Below are 20072 nucleotides of genomic sequence, written 5' to 3'. Positions count from 1 at the left end.
ATTCACCTACCTTATTAAAAATGGTGGGTATGCATCTAAATCTCCCCGTAAAAAGCGGGCTAATAAAAGGGCTTGTGCATGAGGAACTAAGCCCCATTGAATTTTTTCTTTTAAGTAAGGATGTGTTACAAATTCTTGTTTAGCCTCTTGCCACAGCTTGAAAAAATTCCTTCTTACATCATCTTTTAATAATACTGCACCGTTTTCTTTTACGATAAAATCATTAGCTTGTATTTGTTTACGATTAACTAATTTCAAAACAAAGCGTTCTGCTATCACAGGGCGTAACTCCTCCATCAAATCTAAAGCAAGTGAGGTCCGTCCTGGTCGATCTTTGTGTAGAAATCCTACATAAGAATCTAATCCCACACCTTCAAGTGCAGCCGCTACTTCGGAGGCGAGTAAAGAATAAGTCAATGATAATAATGCATTTATACAATCAAGCGGTGGGCGTCTGCTCCTACCTCTATAATAAAAATCCTCTTTTTGTTGCAAAATACACTCATCAAAAACGCTAAAATAAGCACTTGCAGCATTACCTTCTATACCGCGTAATTCTTCTAAATTTGTGGCTGAAAAAGCGGCATTTCGTGCCTGCTTTAAACGTTCTAAAACTTGTTCTATTCGTTCCGTATTCACACGTAAAGCATGGTCACGTATAGTTCGCTTTAAATTTTGTTCTGAATTATAAATCTTACCACCAATCATATGTCGCGCTATTGCTACACTTTCTGACTCGCACATCGAAACCTCGTACTGCTTTTTACGTAATGTTACATTCCCATTAACAGCACCTGTTAATCTTCCACGAAAACGTCCACTACTTGAAAAGAATGTTAGGCTTATATTCTGCTCCATGCATGTAGCCATTAATGCAGGACTTGCCCCTTGATGACCAAATGTACAAATACCTTCAAGATTTAAAATTGGTACTTTCCCTAGTTCTTCTCCTTCTTTTAATAAAACAAGGTTTTTGCCATTTAGTGCGAGATATACATCGGACTGAGATACATAAACTACATTTAATAATCGTTTCATTCTTTTGTCACCCTATCTATATACGCAAGTACAGATTCTTTATTTAATAACTCTGGTAAACAAATATGTTGTAATGAACAACTCTTACAATGCTTTCCCGTTTTCACACGAGGTGTATGTTGACGTTCATAATATTGATGCATTTCTTTAATCATTGCGATGATTTTACTACGCCATTCTGGTGTAATCGTTACGATTTCTCGTCTCCTTGTTTCATGATAATAGAGTGCGGCCTCATCTATCGTTGTTTGGAGCATTTCTTCGAGACAAAGAACCTGTGCTACAAGCTGTGCAATATCAGCATCATGCTTTTTGGGTGCCCCTTTCTTATATTCAATCGGCTTGACAGCAAACTTACCTTCTTCGTTTGCTAAGGTAATGCCATCTACTGCTCTTGTAAACTCTACCATATCGCAAATACCGCTAATCCCCAATTCATGTGAGTGGATAGGTAAAGCACGCACATAAATTGTATCTCCCCGCTTTTCACGTATGGATGGATCATCTGCTTTTTCATGCAAAGCATCACCTTCAACAGTAAGTACATTATCTAACCACACTTGTTCAATATGAATTAACGCCCACTGCCTACGGCAAAACACAAAATGTTGTAAACCTGACAACATTAAAAATTGTTCTTCGTTATAAGCCATCATATTGCTCTGCAACTAAGCCTACTAACTCAGTTTCATCGGCTGTAATCAAATAATCTTCAATCGATGGCTTAGAATTATCCTGTATTCGCTCAATTTTTACAGACCGATGTACTTTTGCAGATGAATATTGTCCTAATTTACAATTGTGCTCCCACCAAAATAATTTATTCACTTCCATACTGCCATCAGGACGTGCCGAAGAAGCATCATTTGCAAACAATGTTCGAAGTGCTTCTTTCAATTTTTGTGCATCCTCATATGTAAAGCCTGTGCGCTCCGCGAGTTGAGGGTTAATACTGCCATAAAATACATAGACACCAAAATCCACGCGGTGCTTCATACCCATAGTATCAGAAGTTTTTTGGCTTGGGTCCTTTGTATTTGTAATGGAGTTCACACTTTTTGTAATTTGCATACTTGTAATATCTACAGGGTCAATACTTGTTGCTGCATGAATGGATACAGGACCGCGAACACTTAAAGATAGCTTATCGCCTTTAAATGCAAAAACTTGTCCAAACGCACGTACATCGTACCACTGTTCACAAGCAAGTTTTTCGGCGGATGCTTCTTCTTCACTCGTTCCTTTACCTTTCGTTAAAATTTTATTTAAAGCTTCTACTGCTGCTACTCGATCACGAATACTTCGATGATTATCTGTTCGTCGTTCATCTGACTGCACTAAAATAGATTCACCTTCATCTTGTAAGCGGTTGCGTAGTTTCCGCTTAATCGCAACATCCGATACTTCACCATGCCCATTAAAATCTTGCCTCGGCTGATTTCCGTTTAAAGGATCTCCATTAGGGTTCGCTTTATTTACTGTAAATACTACTGCAAAGTCAATTTTATTCTCCAATATTGTCATTTGCTCCATCCTCCTTTTTCTTATACATGTCTTGAATTTGGCTGCTATAACCAAGTATAAATACCGGGTCTAATGGCTTATTACTCATTTTTTCTGCTGTGAGTTGATCTTCAATTTTTCGTAATAACCTCGCGTAATAGTTTATATTCTCTCCCTGTCTCATAAAGTACGGCTGTAATTGACGACGAATGACATGCCAAGTACGTGCTGGATTTTGCGTAAATGCATTAAAATAACGTGTCGCATTTGTAGAACGATTTTCATCACGCGCTTTCAAGATTCTCTCTTCCATTACTTCTGCTACTCCCAAAAGACGACCAAATAAATAATCACGCGTTACATTGTCCTCTTGTAGAGCCATAGTGTATCCCTCTCCTTCATGTAATTTCAATACTAATGCACAAGCAATATTAAGTGTCCCTTCCCAAGATTCCAGCGAGTTTTTAAAGCTCATAGGATTTTTAATACGATTAAAAATCAATCTAACAACATCTAATGGTATTGGCTTTTTTTCCACAATACATGGTAATAAACGTGTATAAAGTTGCTTTTTAATTCGTGCATCAGCTTTACTACCATAAACAGCTTCTACAATTCGATAAGTAGAAGGTGTTCCTATAACACGTAGGACTTTTTCTGTTTCTTCATCTTTTATAAACTGTAACCATTTGCATGTATTGTGCCAGTGCTCTACATTATCTAAAAACAAATCCGTATGAAAATTTTGATAATAAACGATTGCTAAACGACCAGATGTAGCTGCGTCCATCGCCATCACGATAATATTTTCTACCTTATCTTTTGTTAATTGGTTTTTATAGCCTTTAATAGCTTGATGTAGAGCATCTGCTTCCATTTCAGCTGTATATTTTTTATTCGTACTAGATGCAATTAAACCAATTGAGCTTTCAAATGGGTCAACGATATTAGATAGTTCAATACCAAATGTTGTAAAGTATCGTGAATCTACATACATACTCTGTCGTTGCATTAACCAACGCAACGCATGATGCGCTTTTTGGGAAATTTCATAACCTATTTGAACAACTTCAGTTGGTTTTCCCAAACGCCCTCGATATGTGTAACCTACACTATCATTGGAAGAAATTAATTTTGACATATCTCCAGCATTTCGTATACGTGCACCATGTTGAGATGTTAAAGGAACTGTTTTTCCACTAATATAACAAACGCCTTGTTCTTCTAGATAATTATTATTAAAAAATTCAATATACGCATCAAATAACTTTTTATCTTCCCATACAACTGATTCTTCGTATGTTGTATGAAGCACATCAAAACGAACAAAGGCATCAAGTATATCGCCAGCAACTACTTGAAAAATTAATGGTTTTTCTTTATCTTCCCATTTTGTAATAATTTTATTATGTTCGTCTACAAATAGCACTTTCGCTTGTACTAAATCTGCTATTACTGTACCTTTCTTTACATAATCATAGATGGCTTGTACACGTTGTGGTGCATGTTCATCATTTACCCATCGCTGCATTTGATTGATATAATCATTATAATAGTTAGTCCGTTTTTCATTTCCGCCAAAAGCTACATAATCTCCAGCAACATAGGCTAGTTTATCATGTAAAAAATGTGGTGCACTTGCGCTTGTACGATTAGCAGAAGCTAGTGTAACAGGGACAATTGTTCTTGCATACTCCTTATTTACTACTCTTGCCTCTATAAAATTACCTTCGGGACTAATGAGAATTTCAATTTGTGCGCTTTGCATCACATGTGAAACAGGTAATAATGTAATACGCTGTTGGTTTCTTTCTTCAAATTTACCAACTTGCTTAATATTGTTATCATAAACTTTTTCTAATTGCTGCATCCAGTTCATCGATTCACCTCCTTAAAAATCTCCTCATACTCATCGTTGACATTTTTAAAGTTTATATTTTCCTCAAAAGGCTTCACAGAGCCCTTTCTAATTGGACGCACAATTTCACACTCTTCTGGACGAGTAAACTGAATTTTCCCATCTCTCATTGTAGGTCGTTGCCAAATCCTAGCTTGTAACTCTCCTTCGCTATTTTCATCTGGGTATGTGAAACCGTGAAACATTGGTCCAAAGCTAATTTCCCCATAATTATCATAAAACCCGCTACCACTATCAAATTCACAATACTCAACGTAACCTTGACATTCTCGCGTACCTAAGTAAATATCGCGGCGTCCACCACGTTTCACACAGCGTTTTGCGATATTATGATGCTTCTCTTCATTTCGATCATATGCCAAATCAGGGCGATTTTCATTGAACTCAAAATGAGCTCGAACATGATATACTGGCTCTCTTAAATACGTATAGTATGCTAAATCATTGGAATCATCTTGATACTTTATCGGGCGAACTCCTTTTACTTCTGTTTGAATAGCATTCATTACGCGTACTTCGTCAATATACCAAACAATCGTAGGTTTCCAATATACGGATTCTACAATCCCTTTTAATGCTTGATATGTTGGAATTTGATAGGTAAATTTTTCTCCCCCAATACGTGTAACAGGGTCTGTAAATAAGGCATACTTACCATAGACTTTAAATTCAATTTGATTGCGCATTTTTTCACCTCTTCAAAAGGAGTAATCCTCCATTTTTTCTTCACCTTTAATTGAAACGCCAAAAGCTGTGCTATAAGCTTTATCATCTAAATAATAAAACGACTCATTGTATAACTGCTTTAATAATCCTTGTTGGCTAAGCAATCGGCATTCATGTTCATATAGATTGACGCTAAATTGTTGTGCTGTTTTAAGTAAATTATTAAACTCCGTCATATCCGTTTGTTTTTCATTCAATGCAGCAATAATTTCTTTTCCTTGTTCGAATGGAACAACTACTGCCTTTGTAGGAGATTCAATCGCTTGAAAATATCGTTCCAATGTTTTAAATAAAGCATAGGATATGTTTCCTCTCGTTGGTGATTGAATATCTCTTTCAAGAAGATTGATTAATTCATACTTTAATTTGTCTGGAGTCAATTTAATTTTCGACTTCACATAATTATCATAATGTCTAAAATAATGGTAAATTGCATTCGGACTTAAAATATCAGCCGCATATTTTTCATCTCGCAAAATATAATTTGCTGTTACTTCTCCGCCTACAGCGATTTCTGGAAGATTTCTTAAATTTTCATCTTTGGCTCGAACAATGTATACATCGCCTTTTTCTTGCTTGTTGTGACGATTACATCGACCAGCTGCTTGGGCAATAGAATCTAAGCCCGCTAAAGAGCGAACAACTGCCTCAAAGCTAATATCTACCCCAGCCTCAATCAACTGACTACTAACACAAATAATTGGCTCTTTTCCAAGCCCTTCCTTGATTTCTCTTAAAGTTTGGCTTCTATGTGCTGGACACATAGAAGTACTCAAATGATATACCTTACACTCTTTTATTTTTGCTAGTTCTTCATACAATCGCCGTACAGCGGTTTTTGTATTTAATATAACTAATACTGATTGTCTCTTCTTCAGTATATTTTGCACAAATATCGCCAGTTTTTCTGCATCATATCCTTCAGTAGTTACTCGATTGTGAATCGTAACTCGTTCAAATGCTTTTACCACATTTGTTAACTGTGGAACCATTTCAGCATTCTCATTTAATTCCATAGGATACTTCATTGTTCCAACTGTTGGCTGTGTAGCTGTACATAAAACCAAGCTACTATTTCCTATATAATGCAAAAAATTCAATGCAGTATTAAATAAACTAAAATGCTTGTATGGAACAGATTGTACTTCGTCAAATATAACAACCGCATTTGTTAAATTATGCAACCTTCTTGATTTTCTCGTCCCCTTTTGAAAGAAAGTATCTAAAAACTGTACCATTGTGGTAAAGATAATTGGATAATCCCAATTATCTCTCCCTAGCTGCAATTTTTTATGATGAGGAATTCCATAAAAATCTTCTTCCTGATCAAGTTTCTCATCATCTACAACATTTGCATGATGTTCTAAAACAGCATCTTGTTGCTTAATGATATTTCTAACAGCTTCGGCATTTTGCTCTAAAATAGTTGTATAAGGAACAACATAAATGATGCGTGATTTTTTATACTGCTGAGCATGTTTTAAAGCATAACGTAAACTCGCAAATGTTTTACCACCTCCTGTAGGAATAGATAATGTGTGAATAGATGATGGATTACCAGCTAACAAATCGCAATTTTCAGACATTTCAGTGCGTAATTGATTAATAGGCTCCTTATTTTTCTTCCATTCTTCAACTTGTTTCATAAGTTGTTGATAACCCTCTGAAAATACGTTGGTGTAGTCTGAAATTACTGAAGGTTGATTCTCTTCAAAACATCTAGTATTTGTACGGTCAGCATCAATTAAACAACTAAATACAAGCTTTTGTAAGTAACTCAAATAAACACTCATATGCTCTTTAGTACCTATTTTCTCAAAAAATATACCACATTCTTCTTTTGCTTCGTTTACTAATCGTTGTACACGTTCTTTATTTCCTTCAATAGCTTCAAAATTTGCAACCACTTCATCATAATAGGGTAAATCTTTTGTTACGCGTTTTATATAATCAGATATCTCTAAATCTAGTTGAGCAAAATTTTGCAATCCAGAATGATGTGATAATATAGCCATTCCTACTGTTTCTACAACTAATTTTTGCATTCCATCGCCGTTATAAAATCGCTCATACAAATATTTTGCACCTGCTGTTGAATGGTCTATCTTCTTTGTCGCAATTTCATTATGCAAAACCGCATTTTTCAAATAAATCGTGAACGCTTCTGTAAATTTACCCAGATCATGTAAAAAACCAGATAATTCAGCATGTGCTCCTACACCTGCTGGCTTTCCATATACTCTTGCTAATATTGCAACTTCCTCTAAATGATTTTGTACATTTTGCTCTGCCTGATCTACCTCTCTAATATGCGCCAGAAACATACGTTCCACCTCTTTTCTATAGCATACAACATGTTTTTTGGAAGAGCAATTCATTTTTGGATATGCTGACATAATTAATTAATTTTCTCCCTTTTTAATGTATTATTTTCACAAAAATAATCGCGGATTAATAATCTTAATTAAAAATATAGATGCATTAAAACTTAATAAAAGTCTAATAGGCGATAAATAATAACGAATAATACTCTCTATCTCAGATTTAGGTACATTATATTTCTTACTCAAATATTTAATTGATTTTCCAGATTTGAATGCTTGATAGATTTCAATTTGTTTTTTATACATAGCCACACCCCTTATATATTAATCGGAGAAGATTAATTTTCACAAATCATAACATTCTAAATATCTAAACGCAACATTATTTGCTATTAAAGTTTTAGAGTTGTTTAAAGTATGATATTATTAATAGGTCGTAGATTAAACTACGTGGATCGAAAATCCGATTAATAAGAAAGAGAAACTCCTTCAACAATTTTGCTGAGGGAGTTTCTCCATTTATGCTTACTTATTATGACACACCCTTCACCCTCTTCAACTCCGCCACAATCAAAAAACTCACAATAACCAAGAGCAACCAAGAACTTATCTTCCCCAAATGCACCAAACTCCAAGCGTGCGTTTGATTCGGATATTGCCATGCGCCAAAAAAGGTCGCGATGTTTTCAGCAATCCATATAAAAAATCCAATAAGTGCGAAGCTTAATACGATTGGCATGCGGTACTCTATACCGTTCACTTTATAATTAACAGATGCACGCCAGAATACAACAATCACTAAAAGCCCTAGCCACCAGCGTATATCCATCCAAAAATGATGCCAGAAAAAATTGAAATAAATTGCTGAGGCAAGTGGTACGACGGCTAGAAATGGTGGCCATTTGACAAGCTCTACATCTAAGCGACGCCATGCTTGACATAAATAGCTTGCGACGCTAGCATACATAAATCCGCTATAGAGTGGCACACCGAAAACTTTGAAAAAGCCTTCCTCTGGGTAAACCCATGACCCCATATGTACTTTGAAAATTTCAAGTGTGAGCCCGATTAAGTGAAATAATGTGATAACCTTGAGCTCATCCTTTGTTTCAAGACCAGAGCGCACCATCCACCATTGCATCGCAAGGCAGATGATGAGAAGCCAGTCGTACCTTGCTAGAAATGGTAATGGAATAAATTTTGTTAATGCTAGAGAAGCAAAGATAACGACTGGGAAAAGGCATGATAATGCTTGTTCTCGCCCGAAATAGAGTAACTGTGTTACTTTATGCTTCATCGTTGGTATCCTCTTCATATAGCAAAATATCTCCTGGCTGACAGTCTAAAGCTTTACAAATCGCCTCTAATGTTGAAAAGCGGATGGCTTTTGCTTTGCCTGTTTTTAAAATAGAAAGGTTCGCCATCGTAATGCCAACTTTTTCTGATAGCTCTGTTACAGTCATTTTTCGTTTGGCTAGCATAACATCGAGTTCAATAATAATTGCCATATTCGTTCACCTCAAATCGTTAAATCGTTTTCTGTTTTCATATCAATGGCACTTGTTAATAGATGTTGGAGTACTGCTGCAAAAACGCCTACAACGAATGCCGCACCACCTAGCACTAAGCCTATTATAATAACACCTGGCGCATCGTCATATTCAGCGATGATATAGAGTAACGGCATACACACCACGTACAAGCTTGTAATTATAAAGCCACTCCATTTAATTTTTTTCAGTGCAGTTACAGAATCATATGAAAATGCGCTGTTATGATCAATGAAATTCAATAGCTTCAATGCTTGATAAAGTGCGATGAAATAGAAAATAGCCGTTACATAAAAAATCGCTACAATACCATATAGTACACCGACAAGCTGCCATCCACTTTTTGTAAGATTCATTAATAACATCGGGAAACCAATTGTGCAAAGCGCAAGTACAGGCAATGCAAGGATAACTAAAGTTGCTTTTAAGAAAAGCGTTTGTTTTTTCATTATGAACACCTCATTTTTATTGTTTATCGATAATTTTATATCGAAAAACATGAATTTCATAGTATTAGACTACAGTATTTTAAATTTGGTTCCCTTAAATATAAAAAATAAGCCCGAAAAATTCTACGAACTGTAAAATTTTCCAGGCTTTGCATTTACTATATAAATTTTAAGTTATTCGTTTTATGAGGAGAGAAACTAAAAGACCCGTATAAGATTTAAAACTCCAGAAATTTCAATCCATTGTCTCTATAAAGAGAGAAACAATATGGTATAAGTATTTGGGACACCCTTCTCGATTTCAATCCATTCTCTCTATAAAGAGAGAAACAATTTGACTTAGAACAAGAGCCATACTATTTATTATTTCAATCCATTCTCTCTATAAAGAGAGAAACAATATGGTACATAGAGTTTACAAAAAGGAGTGTTAATGTCAATCCATTCTCTCTATAAAGAGAGAAACTGGTGCAAAATCTTCTACAAACCCAACTACTATAATTTCAATCCATTCTCTCTATAAAGAGAGAAACACTCCATCACAGGAGGGTAAGTACATGAAGACAACAATTTCAATCCATTCTCTCTATAAAGAGAGAAACCCAACGTGTGAAGACACAAAAATCGGATGTGAAAATTATTTCAATCCATTCTCTCTATAAAGAGAGAAACGTGGTCGCTCCGTTCGTTATTTCTAGAGATGTAGAATTTCAATCCATTCTCTCTATAAAGAGAGAAACGCAAGGCATACGACAGTATGAAAAAGCAGGTCAAATTTCAATCCATTCTCTCTATAAAGAGAGAAACTATGAAAAACAAGAAAAAAATAATATTTATCATTGATTTTCACTAAAAAATAAATTCTTCAGGTCATATTAACCCAAAAAATCCCCCATTATAATGGAAATTCACCTACGTTTTTGGTGCGAATCCCCTTAGTAAATCATGTTTGCTTCACATTCGCACTTAATGATAACTATTATTGTAAATTAAGTTATTTACTGTAGTTACATAACCTGTATTTTTTATTTCTATAAAGTTTACTTTACATTCTTAGTATACTGAATTTAGTTATTTTAAAAAAATTTCTTTGCTAGTTCTAGTATTTCATCCACACACTCCATATGGGGATTTAAAATAAAGCTTGATAAAAATAACTATGATGTGTGGCATTTCTTTCTTTAATAATGAGCTAGATTATGAAAAATTTTATTAAAGATAAGCTATCTGATAATCTAGTAACTTCAACAAAAAGCGTTATTCTTCTTTGATTAATGTCATTGTTTATTTAAATATATCTTTATAATCTATTTTTCTTTATTCTCTTATCTCTCATTTTGAAATCTAGCTTTAGTTTATATTCTTATCTATCTGGATTTTCATAATATGCTTCATCCGCATATTTTCGGTCTGTTCCTTTAAGATAAGCTAGGATTATTTTTGGACGTTTAAGTAAAACCCAGTCTCCATGTTTATCAAATTTTCTAGTTGAAGTTATCATTCCATTTTGAATTGTCCCATACTTTTTCCCTTGCTTTTTTCCCCAGTCTTTTAATCGTTTAGCGAAATCCGCATCTTCTGCCATAAGCATATTTTCATTAAATCCATTAATTGATTTAAAATCCTTTTTATAGCACCAAAAGATTCCCACAGAAATTGCTCCATATTTAAAGAGTAGTGGTCCAATTAACAACAAAGTTGAAGTAAAAATTCCTAAAGACATTCGTTCAAATTTTCCCGTGACACCGCCACCAATGTACTTTCCAGAGATTAAGTTCTCCTCTACCTTAGACAATACGTGTTCGTTCATCTGTGTATCCGCATCAATGGTAACGATGATTTCACCTCTAGCTATTTCCACACCTGCGTTCCTAATTTTAGAAAGATTTTTATCATTATTTTTTACTACAATACATTTATACGATTTTGCAATTTCTTCCGTTCTATCTGTACAACGATTTAACACAACTATGATTTCAACTTGATTTTTAATTAGCTTTGAGGCTTGCAAAATAGATTCTAAGCATTTTCCAATATACTTTTCTTCATTATGAGCGGGTATTACGATTGAAATTTTTATATCCTCATTATTTTTATCTTCTGACAAGTTTACATTTTCGTTCACACAGTATCTCCCCTTTGTCAATAAAACAATTTTATTTCTATAACTGTGACTTAAAACAAACGCGATCCCTATTAAGAATAGTATCAGCTTAATTAATTGTATGAGCCATTGAAATTTAATATTTACTTTACTACGTCATAATTTAAAGCCTGTCTATGATGGTTAAAAGCCTTTATCAATATCGAAGATTTGGGTTAATAGTTGAAAGTTAAACAATCGGGCTTGATTGTGGAGCAACAAAGATAAATAATAATTAAACTGCTTTTTTAGCAGCACTTTGTAAAGACGAAAAAGTGAGGTGTGTTACATTTTAATACACTCTCTCCATAAAGAGAGAGACACTTGCTGCTGTATCCAATGTTGCACTAGTAGCAGGATTTCAATCCACTCTCTCCATAAAGAGAGAGACACCAGACAGTAAAGTTGGTTTTAATGAGTTTTTGATTTCAATCCACTCTCTCCATAAAGAGAGAGACCTACAGGAGGTGCAGGTGCTATATTATCAGGAATATTTCAATCCACTCTCTCCATAAAGAGAGAGACGGGTAAAACTTTAGGTGCTGTTGTTTTTGCTAAATTTCAATCCACTCTCTCCATAAAGAGAGAGACTGTGAAAAACAAGAAAAAAATAATATTTATCATTGGTTTTCAACAAAAAATAAATCTTTAAAGTAATATTAACCTAAATAAATTCCCATTTCAATGGAAAACCATTCAAAATATTGGTGCGAATCCCCCTAGTAAATCATGTTCGCTTCACATTCGCACCGAACCTCATTTATTGTTTTCTATTAAATTTAATTTAGCAATTATTTTTCTGGAAGCTTCCCATTGGTCCAACACTTTCAAATCGGTGATTACATTTATTACAAGAAAAATATTAACCTTAAATCATATACTATTTTAAACAGAGCTAAAATAGAAAAGAGAACAGAACATAGCATGAGTAAAGCGCATGAAATCAAAGCTTTCCACTAGATTTCATGCGCTTTTATTTTATGATTGTACCATTCTTACCTTATATACGAATTTCACTACTTATGCGCGAATCGCTACATTTCATCCATTAAAACAATGGTTGTAAAATTGTTGCTGCTTCTGCACGAGTTAAAGTTTCTTGAGGTAAAAACTCTTGTTGTTCATTGCCTGTCATTATGCCAGCTTGTTGAAGTGCATAGATTGCTTCCTTTGTTGCTGGTGCAATGGCTGCATCATCTGAGTAAGCTTGTTTTGTTTGTTCTTGTGAGAATTTATAGCCTGTTACTTGTAAATAACGGTAAATAATTTGTGCTGCTTCTTCACGTGTAATGGCATTATTTGGTTTGAATTGATTGTCTGTCGTATCAATCAGCTTGTTTTCGTATGCCCATACAACAGCCTCTGCAAAATAGTGTGTTGCTTTTACATCTGTAAATGGCGCATTAGTTGATGGTGCTAGTTCCTGTGTACGACCTAATACAGTAATAAATTGTGCTCTTGTTATTTGCCCGTTTGGATTAAATTGCTCGTTTGTCACACCTTTGAAAATGCCAGCACTTGCTAATGCTTCAATTGCAGATTGTGCCCCGTGACCTTGAATATCTGTAAATGTCACTTTTGGTGTTGCGCCGATGGTAAATGTTGCTACTGTACCACTTACTTCATGTGCTGCAAGTAAAGTTGGTAGACCAGTTGGGCTTTTTTCTGCTGGAATAAATGCAAGTCCTTCTGGCGATACATCCCCTTTGATATCAGCGCTGAAATCACGTTCATTAACGTATTGTACAAATGTTGGCGCATTTGGGTTTGTAATATCGTACATCATGATGCCTCCGATACGTTCAAGTCCAACAAAGGCATAGAAGCGGTCGCCAATTTGCCCAATTTTTACATCTTCTGGTTCAGGTCCTTTTTTCCCACTGCGGTTATCAATTTTCGTGTTATTATTCGAAACATTGAAGTATTCAGGGAATGCTTTTGCCGTAATTTTTTCGAAATCGCTACCGCTATCATACACTTGTTTCATTGTATCTGCTTCGTAAATTGAAAATGAACGCGCACCAAAGCTATATGTTTTAGATGCATCCAAGCCGTCATAATCTGATGCATCAAATAGAACTATTTCATTGCCATCTAATTCTGTTTCAACTTCGTTAATATAGCCGTTCCAGTCGCGAGAATCGCCTTCATTGGCTGTGACTAAATAGGTTTTGCCATTTACCTCATAGCTTGTGATTCCATCAGGCATATAAATACCTAGTAAATTTTCAGGTTGAATCGCAATCTTCTTATCTTTTCTGAAATCTAAAGCATTTTTTTCTAAGCTATGATCCTTAAAGCCTAGTGATTTTACATCAATCCATTCATTTGTTGTTAAATCTAAAATAGCGATTGCGTTTGCTTCTTGTAGTGTCACGTAAGCTTTGTCACTTGCTTGGTTCACAGTAATATACTCAGGCTCAAAGTCAACTGAAGGAAGGGTATTTTTCTTAATAATCACCCCGCTTGCAACTAATTCCTCGCGTCGCTCATCTAGTGCTTTAAATGTTACTGTTTGTGCTGTAGCATTCGTCACACCATTTGCTAAATCAATAACTGTCACACTTCCCTCTGGATCAACCGCTTTATCATAGCCATCACGAGGCTCACCCTCATTCGCTACAAGCACTTTTTTACCGTCAGGCGTGAATGTAATCATGTCTGGCTGCTTACCAGCTTCTACAATATGTTGAATTGTCCCATCGTAATCTAAAAATACTGCTAGGCCATTGTCATTTGTACCAGCAGCTTGTACTGCCGCAACAATCAAATCTAATTCTGTATTGACACTAATACTTGTCACATCGCCGTATGTAAATGTTGGTTTGATTTTTTTAAGCCCTTGTTCAAGATTAATGCTTTTTTCTACTTTTAAAGATGCAAATGATGTAGTGCTTGGTAAAGCAACAACTTCAATTTGCTTTGTTGTGCCGTTAATTACATAGTATTTTTGATTATCAGCATTGTAAGCAACAATTTCTGTTGCGCCGCCATCCTCATTTTGTACACCCGAATCATAGCGAGATGTAACTTGCATATTTAGCATCGTTTCAGCCTTTGCCCCTAATGGTGCACCCAGGCTAGATAATGCAATTGTAATCCCTGCTGTTAATGCTGCTAAACTTTTAAATTTCATGTATTGTCGAACCTCCAAATAAAATTAATTTATCTCTCGTATCGTACATGTTTAATGTAAAGAGAGTGTTAAAATTATTTAAAGAATTGACCCAGATTCGATATTATATATGGAGGTGATTTTATTTGAGGCTTCAACAGCTTGAAGCAATTGTTAGAAGAGTGAGCGAATTACATCCTAATTATTTATATTTTACAGAGCAGCTCGCACTGGCCAATGCAGGTACTTCAGGTGAGGAGGAGGTATATTTCCATTTACAAGAACTTACTACCCCGCATCGAATCATTCGCAATATGTCTTTTTTGAATGATGCACAGCATCGCCACGAAATTGATTTTATCGTTATTTTCCCGTCGTTCATTATGTGCTTTGAAGTGAAAAATATGGCAGGTCAACTTCATTTTGATTTGGAGGCTTCACAGCTAATACGAACGCGTGCTGATGGTGTCATTGAGCGTTTTCCGAATCCTATTGAGCAGATTAACCGTCATATGCGTGTGCTTTCTCCTTTATTCCCCAACATTCCAATCATAGGCGCCGTTGTTATCGCGAATCGCCGCGCCATCATTACGAGCAAGCCTCCCGATTTCCCTATTTTTCATGCAGATTATGTGCATAGTTTTATTGAAAAAAACCTTATGCAATATACAGAGTCTATACTTGACTTGGACAAAGCTTATGCACGGCTGATATCTTTGCATAGCCCCAGAAAAGAGCCGCTTAGTTTCACATTAGAACAGTTGAAGTATGGTGTATTTTGCAAAAAATGTGCTATTAAAATGCACTTTGGACGAGGTAAATTTATTTGTACACGCTGTCAACTCCAAGACAAATATGCGCATTTTCAAGCTTTGCATGATTTTCGTATACTAGTTGATACGAAAATAACAAATCAGCAGTTTTGTCAGTTGTGCGATATTTCATCTCGACATGCAGCAAAGCGACTACTAAGATTTTTATCAATTAAACAACGTGGAAAATACACATACTATGCAATTCCAGAGCAAATTCTTACGATGAACCTGGACGAAAGTAACGATTCGCTCATGAGATAGGTGAATTCGCTCGCAAGAATCTTAAATTCGCTCATTAAACTGCCAAATTCGCTCGCAAGACCCGTGAATTCGCCCATAAAAAAGAAAGGGCTCACGCGGAGCCCTTTCTATGCTAAGCATGCTTTAGCTTTTTCAAGTTGTATCTTTACTTGCTCGAAGCCTGTGCCACCTAGTGAGTTGCGGCGGCGCACTGCTGCTTCTGGTGCAAGTACAGTGTAAATGTCTTCTTCGATTAGTAAGCTTTCCTTCTGCATATCCGCTAGTGGTAAGTCTAGCAAATAAATACCACGCTGAATGCATGTGAAGACCAGCTTGCCTGTTACTTCGTGAGCTTCACGGAATGGCATGCCCTTTGCAGCTAAATAATCCGCTAGCTCTGTTGCGTTTGAGAAGTCGCTATGCACGGCGCTATGTAAGCGCTCCGTGTTGACAGTCATCGTCGCAACCATGCCTTCGAAAATTTTCAATGCGCCCAACACTGTATGCACTGTGTCGAACATGCCTTCTTTGTCCTCTTGCATGTCTTTGTTATATGTTAATGGCGTGCCTTTTAATACTGTTAGTAGTCCCATTAAATTGCCGTATACGCGGCCTGATTTTCCGCGAATAAGCTCCGCCATATCAGGGTTTTTCTTTTGTGGCATAATAGATGAGCCAGTTGAGAAGGCATCATCTAGCTCAATAAATTTAAATTCATCCGTTGACCATAGGATAATTTCCTCTGCAAAACGTGATAAATGTGCCATTAATAATGATGAATTTGATAAAAATTCCACAATGAAATCGCGGTCGCTTACCGCATCCATTGAATTTGCATAGACATCCGCAAAGCCGAGTAGCTCCGCCGATTTTAAGCGATCAATCGGGAATGTTGTGCCTGCCATCGCCCCTGCACCAAGCGGTGAAATATCAATGCGCTTCAAAGATTCCGAATAGCGCTGCTTGTCACGCTCCAGCATCCAAAAATATGCCATTAAATGGTGGGCAAAGGAGATTGGCTGTGCGCGTTGTAAATGCGTATAGCCTGGCGCAATCGTTTCAACGTGCTGCTCTGCTTGCTGTAATAGCGTTTTTTGGAAGTTTTCGATTAAGCCGATCACCTCTGCAACGCGCTTTTTCAAAAATAAATGCATATCTGTTGCGACTTGGTCGTTGCGTGAGCGACCTGTATGCAGCTTGCCACCTACAGGGCCGATTAAATCGATTAGCATTTTTTCTAAGTTTAAATGAATATCCTCATTCGCAACTGTAAATTCAAGCTCGTCTGCTTCTGCTTTTACTAGAAGCTGTTGTAAGCCATTTAAAATAAGCTCGACATCTGCTTGCGGTAAAATGCCTTGTATGCCAAGCATTGTTACATGGGCTTTACTGCCCTCTAAATCTTCCATCACTAATTGTTGGTCAAAGCCGATTGACGCACCAAACTCATCCACCCATGCTTCGGCAGATTTTTGAAAGCGTCCACCCCATAATTTTGTCATAATAAGACACCTCGATTGAAAAATAGAAGCAAGAAGCTACATGCCTCTTGCCTTTTTTGTTATTTTTGATTTACTCCTGATGCTACAACAGTTGGAAGTCCCCAAAGCTCGATAAAGCCTACAGCTGAAGCATGATTGAACATATCCTCTTTTGAGTATGTTGCTAGCTTTTCGTTGTATAAAGAGTTTGGTGATTTACGTCCTTCAACAATCGCATGCCCTTTAAATAATTTCACACGCACTGTACCGTTTACATATTGTTGTGTTTCTTTTAGGAATGCCTCTAATGCTGGACGCAGTGGTGAGAACCATAGTCCGTCATAAATAAGCTCTGAAAGCTTTTTCTCAATAACAGGCTTGAAATGCGCCATTTCCTTCACTAAAGTTAAATCTTCCAGCTCTTTATGTGCAGTTAAAAGCACTTTTGCGCCAGGGATTTCATATACTTCACGCGATTTAATACCTACTAGGCGGTTTTCTACATGGTCGATACGCCCAACGCCGTGCTCACCAGCAACAGCATTTAATTTTTGGATTAAATCTGCAAGCTTCATTTCTTCACCATTTAATGCGACAGGCTTACCAGCAACAAATTCAATTTCAACAACTTCAGCTGTATCTGGCGTGTTTTCAATCGCCTTCGTTAAGCCGTATGCTTCTTCTGGTGGCGCTACCCAAGGATCTTCCATTACGCCTGCTTCATTTGCGCGTCCCCATAAGTTTTGGTCAATTGAGAATGGTGAGTCTAACGTTGCAGGAATCGGTACATTATGCTTTGTTGCATATTCGATTTCCTCGTCACGGCTCCAGCCCCATTCACGCACAGGTGCAAGTACTTGTAAATTAGGGTTTAACGCTTTAATAGAGACCTCGAAACGCACTTGGTCATTCCCTTTACCTGTACAGCCGTGTGCTACAGCGTCCGCATTCGTTTGGTTGGCAATTTCCACTAGCTTTTTCGAAATTAGTGGACGTGATAATGCCGATACTAAAGGATATTTTTGCTCGTACCAAGTATGTGCCTGTAATGAAATAAGTGCATACTCCTCTGCAAATTCATCCTTTGCGTCCACCATATACGATTCAACTGCACCAACTTGCAATGCTTTATTTTTAATAAATTCTAAGTCTTTTCCTTCACCAACATCAAGACAAACTGCGATTACATCCCAGCCTTGCTCCTTTAACCATGGAATAGCTACTGATGTGTCAAGCCCGCCTGAATAAGCTAATACTACTTTTTTATTTGCCATAATTTAAGTGCCTCCAATAATTTATACGTATTTTTATGCATTTAATTAAAAGTTTATACACGAATAGTAACACGTAATAATTATAAAAACAAGTGTATTTTTATAAAAAAGTTTGTATTTTATTTTTTATTAAAAAAACGACTTCCGAGCTTTTCAACTAATGCGGGAGCAATTGCATACAGCTTGCTCGTTAGGCCCATAATACGTGGCAAATCAACGGAGCGTATAGGTCGCTCAATCGTTTTCACAACGGCACTTGCGACTTCTTCAGATGGCAATAAAAAACGCGCTATCGCATGTCGGTATGTACCTGCTGCATCTGCTTTTTGCAAAAATGGCGTATCAATCGGACCTGGAAAAATGCCTGTTACTTTGATGCTATAGGGCGCTACCTCATGACGAAAACCATCTATAAAGCCTGTTATTGCATGCTTAGAAGCTGCATAAACACTTGCCTTTTTTGTAGCGACCTTTCCCGCTTGCGAGCTAATAAAGATAAAGTGTCCCCCTTCTTGCATCTTAGAGACAAGTCTTTTTGCTAAGAAAATAGGAGCTTTCACATTGACATCAATCATCGTGGCAATTTGCTCATCAGTTAATGCATAGGCACTGTCGAAAATACCAACACCTGCATTAATAATTGCGACATCTATTGTTGGTAATTGCTGTATTAATTCATCGATTTGTGACAGACTACGTAAATCCGCCTGTATTGCTTTTGCTCCTAAGCTTTTTAATGTAGTTAAAGAAACTTCTTTACGACCTGTTGCATACACTTCGTAACCTTTTGTTAGACAAAGCTTTGTCATTTGTAAGCCAAGTCCACTCGTTGCACCAGTAATTAAAATTGTTTTTTTAGACATTTTCCCGTATTTCCTTTCCATTAGTAAAAAAGCTACACGCAACTTTTCTGCATGTAGCCTTTTACTTTATTGAATTCCAAGCAACTTTAACAACGATTCCTTTGAATGAATAAAATCTGAAATATTATATTGATCTAAAACCGCTAAGTATGCCTTTAATGCTTCATTTAGCGCATTTTTCAATTGGCACTCGGCTGAAATTTTACATAAATTACTATCTGAGCTGAAGCACTCCACAAGTTGGAAATCTTCCTCTGTTTTTCTTACAACCGTGCCAATATTAATTTCCTCTGGTGACATTGCAAGGCGAATTCCACCGCCTCTTCCACGAATTGTTTCGATAAAGCCGTGCTGCCCAAGGTCGTATGTCACTTTCATTAAGTGGTTTTTGGAAATTTGATAAGCATCTGCAATTTCTTGTATTGTCGCTAAATGATTTTGTCCGCGTACCCCTAAATAAATAAGTACACGTAACGAATAGTCTGTATATACGGTTAAGCGCACTTTTTCACCAACTTTCTTCATTGTTCAGTATATCACTCAGTCGCATTGTTTGCTTGCGAAATACATCGCGTATAAAAGATGTATTTTAAATACTACATTTGTGTCAGATTTGTTAAACATGTATTTTTC

16 protein-coding genes and 1 CRISPR repeat array are annotated in these 20072 nt (G+C 36.4%); of the genes, 1 reads left to right on the top strand and 15 read right to left on the bottom strand.

Annotated elements, in window-relative coordinates; translation table 11 throughout:
• Positions 1-6: 6 nt before the first annotated feature.
• The 11 genes from cas1c to TY13_RS10810 all read right to left on the bottom strand — a co-directional run bounded on the left by cas1c (position 7) and on the right by TY13_RS10810 (position 14787).
• Complete coding sequence (gene cas1c, locus TY13_RS10865) at positions 7-1038, bottom strand: type I-C CRISPR-associated endonuclease Cas1c (protein WP_042475435.1); 1032 nt, start codon at positions 1036-1038, stop codon at positions 7-9.
• Positions 1035-1706, bottom strand: a complete 672-nt coding sequence (gene cas4 / locus TY13_RS10860; protein ID WP_326583872.1) for a CRISPR-associated protein Cas4 — start codon at positions 1704-1706, stop codon at positions 1035-1037. Before cas4 ends, cas1c begins: the two co-directional genes overlap by 4 nt.
• Positions 1681-2562 (bottom strand): type I-C CRISPR-associated protein Cas7/Csd2, encoded by an 882-nt coding sequence (gene cas7c / locus TY13_RS10855; RefSeq protein ID WP_042475429.1) that lies wholly within the window; start codon positions 2560-2562, stop codon positions 1681-1683. The genes cas4 and cas7c overlap by 26 nt, the downstream gene beginning before the upstream one ends.
• On the bottom strand, positions 2543-4420 hold the full coding sequence (cas8c, locus tag TY13_RS10850; RefSeq protein WP_042475427.1) for a type I-C CRISPR-associated protein Cas8c/Csd1: 1878 nt from the start codon (positions 4418-4420) through the stop codon (positions 2543-2545). The genes cas7c and cas8c overlap by 20 nt, the downstream gene beginning before the upstream one ends.
• Positions 4417-5145, bottom strand: coding sequence for a type I-C CRISPR-associated protein Cas5c (gene cas5c / locus TY13_RS10845; RefSeq protein WP_042475424.1), 729 nt, complete (start codon positions 5143-5145; stop codon positions 4417-4419). The genes cas8c and cas5c overlap by 4 nt, the downstream gene beginning before the upstream one ends.
• Before the next feature lie 12 nt (positions 5146-5157).
• Complete coding sequence (locus TY13_RS10840) at positions 5158-7581, bottom strand: CRISPR-associated helicase/endonuclease Cas3 (protein ID WP_081796965.1); 2424 nt, start codon at positions 7579-7581, stop codon at positions 5158-5160.
• 460 nt (positions 7582-8041) lie between these two features.
• On the bottom strand, positions 8042-8806 hold the full coding sequence (locus TY13_RS10830) for a DUF817 domain-containing protein (RefSeq protein ID WP_154661588.1): 765 nt from the start codon (positions 8804-8806) through the stop codon (positions 8042-8044).
• Complete coding sequence (locus TY13_RS10825) at positions 8796-9017, bottom strand: helix-turn-helix domain-containing protein (protein ID WP_042475412.1); 222 nt, start codon at positions 9015-9017, stop codon at positions 8796-8798. The genes TY13_RS10830 and TY13_RS10825 overlap by 11 nt, the downstream gene beginning before the upstream one ends.
• An 11-nt stretch (positions 9018-9028) precedes the next feature.
• Complete coding sequence (locus tag TY13_RS10820) at positions 9029-9508, bottom strand: DUF2975 domain-containing protein (protein ID WP_042475410.1); 480 nt, start codon at positions 9506-9508, stop codon at positions 9029-9031.
• Positions 9509-9743: 235 nt separating this feature from the next.
• Positions 9744-10315: a CRISPR direct-repeat array (repeat unit 30 nt; unit sequence TCAATCCATTCTCTCTATAAAGAGAGAAAC).
• A gap of 556 nt (positions 10316-10871) precedes the next feature.
• Entirely contained in the window at positions 10872-11633 is a 762-nt protein-coding gene (locus tag TY13_RS10815) for a glycosyltransferase (protein ID WP_042475407.1), read from the bottom strand.
• A gap of 1066 nt (positions 11634-12699) precedes the next feature.
• The gene (locus TY13_RS10810) at positions 12700-14787 is read right to left on the bottom strand and encodes a choice-of-anchor I family protein (protein ID WP_052344309.1); all 2088 of its coding nucleotides are present in this window, start codon (positions 14785-14787) and stop codon (positions 12700-12702) included.
• A 125-nt stretch (positions 14788-14912) separates the two neighbouring features.
• Here TY13_RS10810 and TY13_RS10805 point away from each other — a divergent pair, with 125 nt between their 5' ends.
• A complete protein-coding gene (locus tag TY13_RS10805; protein ID WP_042475405.1) occupies positions 14913-15842 on the top strand; it encodes a nuclease-related domain-containing protein in 930 nt (309 codons plus the stop codon).
• 107 nt (positions 15843-15949) lie between these two features.
• Here TY13_RS10805 and argH read toward each other — a convergent pair whose 3' ends face one another.
• From argH to TY13_RS10785, 4 genes are all read right to left on the bottom strand, one after another.
• On the bottom strand, positions 15950-17323 hold the full coding sequence (gene argH, locus TY13_RS10800) for an argininosuccinate lyase (protein WP_042475402.1): 1374 nt from the start codon (positions 17321-17323) through the stop codon (positions 15950-15952).
• A 59-nt stretch (positions 17324-17382) separates the two neighbouring features.
• Positions 17383-18576 (bottom strand): argininosuccinate synthase, encoded by a 1194-nt coding sequence (locus tag TY13_RS10795; RefSeq protein WP_042475399.1) that lies wholly within the window; start codon positions 18574-18576, stop codon positions 17383-17385.
• 119 nt (positions 18577-18695) lie between these two features.
• Positions 18696-19439, bottom strand: coding sequence for an SDR family NAD(P)-dependent oxidoreductase (locus tag TY13_RS10790; protein WP_042475396.1), 744 nt, complete (start codon positions 19437-19439; stop codon positions 18696-18698).
• Positions 19440-19505: 66 nt separating this feature from the next.
• Positions 19506-19943 carry an RrF2 family transcriptional regulator gene (locus tag TY13_RS10785; RefSeq protein WP_042475897.1) on the bottom strand — a complete coding sequence of 146 codons (438 nt, stop codon included), beginning with the start codon at positions 19941-19943 and terminating at the stop codon, positions 19506-19508.
• Positions 19944-20072: the final 129 nt, after the last annotated feature.

It is taken from the genome of Bacillus ndiopicus (genome assembly GCF_000612805.1).
Classification (GTDB): domain Bacteria; phylum Bacillota; class Bacilli; order Bacillales_A; family Planococcaceae; genus Metasolibacillus; species Metasolibacillus ndiopicus.
Note: the sequence above shows the minus strand (reverse complement) of the source record. Positions and strands in the feature narration are given on the sequence as shown.

What these genes read in the sequence shown, in the direction of transcription:
- cas1c (WP_042475435.1), bottom strand. Translation starts at nt 1,038, where the DNA reads ATGAAACGATTATTAAATGTAGTTTATGTATCTCAGTCCGATGTATAT.
- cas7c (WP_042475429.1), bottom strand. Translation starts at nt 2,562, where the DNA reads ATGACAATATTGGAGAATAAAATTGACTTTGCAGTAGTATTTACAGTA.
- cas8c (WP_042475427.1), bottom strand. Translation starts at nt 4,420, where the DNA reads ATGAACTGGATGCAGCAATTAGAAAAAGTTTATGATAACAATATTAAG.
- cas5c (WP_042475424.1), bottom strand. Translation starts at nt 5,145, where the DNA reads ATGCGCAATCAAATTGAATTTAAAGTCTATGGTAAGTATGCCTTATTT.
- TY13_RS10840 (WP_081796965.1), bottom strand. Translation starts at nt 7,581, where the DNA reads ATGTCAGCATATCCAAAAATGAATTGCTCTTCCAAAAAACATGTTGTA.
- TY13_RS10830 (WP_154661588.1), bottom strand. Translation starts at nt 8,806, where the DNA reads ATGAAGCATAAAGTAACACAGTTACTCTATTTCGGGCGAGAACAAGCA.
- TY13_RS10825 (WP_042475412.1), bottom strand. Translation starts at nt 9,017, where the DNA reads ATGGCAATTATTATTGAACTCGATGTTATGCTAGCCAAACGAAAAATG.
- TY13_RS10820 (WP_042475410.1), bottom strand. Translation starts at nt 9,508, where the DNA reads ATGAAAAAACAAACGCTTTTCTTAAAAGCAACTTTAGTTATCCTTGCA.
- TY13_RS10810 (WP_052344309.1), bottom strand. Translation starts at nt 14,787, where the DNA reads ATGAAATTTAAAAGTTTAGCAGCATTAACAGCAGGGATTACAATTGCA.
- argH (WP_042475402.1), bottom strand. Translation starts at nt 17,323, where the DNA reads ATGACAAAATTATGGGGTGGACGCTTTCAAAAATCTGCCGAAGCATGG.
- TY13_RS10795 (WP_042475399.1), bottom strand. Translation starts at nt 18,576, where the DNA reads ATGGCAAATAAAAAAGTAGTATTAGCTTATTCAGGCGGGCTTGACACA.
- TY13_RS10790 (WP_042475396.1), bottom strand. Translation starts at nt 19,439, where the DNA reads ATGTCTAAAAAAACAATTTTAATTACTGGTGCAACGAGTGGACTTGGC.